Genomic DNA, 1,753 nt, shown 5'->3' with positions numbered 1-1,753 from the left:
TCGAATTGGTGAGTGGTAACTCAATTCTACTACAGAATCGTCTCTATGGACTATTTATTTTATTGTTGCAACCTCATTTTACAATGCGCCAAAATTTAATAATCTACTCCCTCTTGTTTTAGCATATTATCTTCAATTTTATAGTGTTTGGTAATTTCCATATTATCAGCAACCCACAGTGCTAAATCGCCCGAAGAAAGCTCTGCATCATCATCAAAAACTCCGCATACGGAATAGTCATCATCGCGATAGCAATTAATAGCTTTATATGTTTTATCTATAATTATGTAGGAATATTCGACTGCAATAATATTTCCGTTCTTACCACTATATTTACTGAAAGTAAAATCGGTTGCCCATTCTTTGTCCTCCCAAGAATCAGGCATTGTAACATCCGGTGTACTTATTCCGTCAACAAGTATATTAAAGTAATCCCTAATGCTTTCAGGAGTTTCAAATGTAACATCCGGGAAATTGTCCATTACTTTGCCTATATTTATATATTCAATATTATCGCAAATTAAATCTTTAATACCATCATATTTACCATTAAATAAATCATTATAAGCTTGTTTGTATTTGTCATCAATTGGCATTAGCGAAGGAATGATATAGTTATCTATACTTAACTTGTAGGGAGAAATTTTATCGTTGGCATTTGTTTCGTTTGCTTTCGAACTAAAACAGGCAATAGAAACATAATCTTGAGTTAATACTTTCCAGTTTGTTGGCACATCAAGTGAAAAAGTGACATAATCTTCTTGGCTGTTTTCTGTAACTGTTTTAGTTTCTACATCAGGCTTAATAATGGCATTATTCTGCTGACATCCTACAAGTGAAATCAAAAGTACGATGGATATTATTGCTGATAAGATTTTGTTTTTCATTTGTATGCTCCTATTCCTATTATATATTTTAACTGGAAATTATTTGAGATTTTTTGATTTTATGCATTTAATATTACTAGATTGTGATATTTATTATACTTCTTGTATTGCTTTTTGTAAAGTAATAATAAAAATAAATTTCAAACTTAATTAAAGTAATAAAGGTAAGTATATCAGGACTTATGCAAAGTTATGTGGGATATGTTTGTTCTACGAAAGGTGGCATAAGATATGGATATACTTGAAGATTTATATTATGGCAATTCATTCCCCATGAAAAATGTGCAAAGCTTGACGATGAGGTTAAGGAGCTATTGAAACTGCTCAACAGAAATGAAGAAAAGCTTGCGGCAACCCTGACTGAGGCGCAGAAAGAAACCTTTGAAAAATACAAGGATTGCAATCGTGAAATTTCTGAAATCAGTGAGCGAGAGATATTCCTGAACGGCTTTCGGCTGGGTGCAAGGATTATCATTGATGTAGTAAAAAACTAAAAAATCGGATAGGCAATCAATGAAATTTGACTGCCTATCCGATTACTTTTTGCAAATTTTTACGGCAACCCATAAAATTTTGTGTAAATAATAATCCTTCAAGCAATAACAGAATACAGGATTGCGGTTGCAATCAGGCTTTCTGATTTGCCCCGTGTCAACTTTTCATTCCTGTCTGCGGAATGTTATGCATGCCAAAGCGTGAATAACATTTTGCAGACAGGAAATTCTATTCACAGGGGCAAATCAAGCAGGTATTCTGGTCTCAAATATTATTGATAACTGGCTTAAAACTACATCCCAGTTTCGACATCTTTGTGTCCAGCGTTCGACAATTTTTTGAGACGCTAAATACAACATTTTGCGCAGGCT

Annotated in this window: 2 protein-coding genes and 1 pseudogene; 1 reads left to right on the top strand and 2 read right to left on the bottom strand. The window is 33.4% G+C overall.

Annotated features, from left to right (window positions below; all coding sequences use genetic code 11):
* Positions 1–95: 95 nt before the first annotated feature.
* Positions 96–887, bottom strand: coding sequence for a hypothetical protein (locus BLP46_RS12735; protein ID WP_092979426.1), 792 nt, complete (start codon positions 885–887; stop codon positions 96–98).
* 251 nt (positions 888–1,138) lie between these two features.
* Between BLP46_RS12735 and BLP46_RS12730 the strand changes: the two genes are divergently transcribed.
* Positions 1,139–1,381 (top strand): DUF6809 family protein, encoded by a 243-nt coding sequence (locus tag BLP46_RS12730; RefSeq protein ID WP_502686005.1) that lies wholly within the window; start codon positions 1,139–1,141, stop codon positions 1,379–1,381.
* A gap of 246 nt (positions 1,382–1,627) precedes the next feature.
* Here the strand turns inward: BLP46_RS12730 and BLP46_RS13590 are convergent.
* A pseudogene (locus tag BLP46_RS13590) lies at positions 1,628–1,753 on the bottom strand (IS256 family transposase); the annotation flags it as partial.

The sequence above is a fragment of the Ruminococcus sp. YE282 genome (assembly GCA_900101355.1).
Classification (GTDB): domain Bacteria; phylum Bacillota; class Clostridia; order Oscillospirales; family Acutalibacteraceae; genus Ruminococcoides; species Ruminococcoides bromii_A.
Note: the sequence above shows the minus strand (reverse complement) of the source record. Positions and strands in the feature narration are given on the sequence as shown.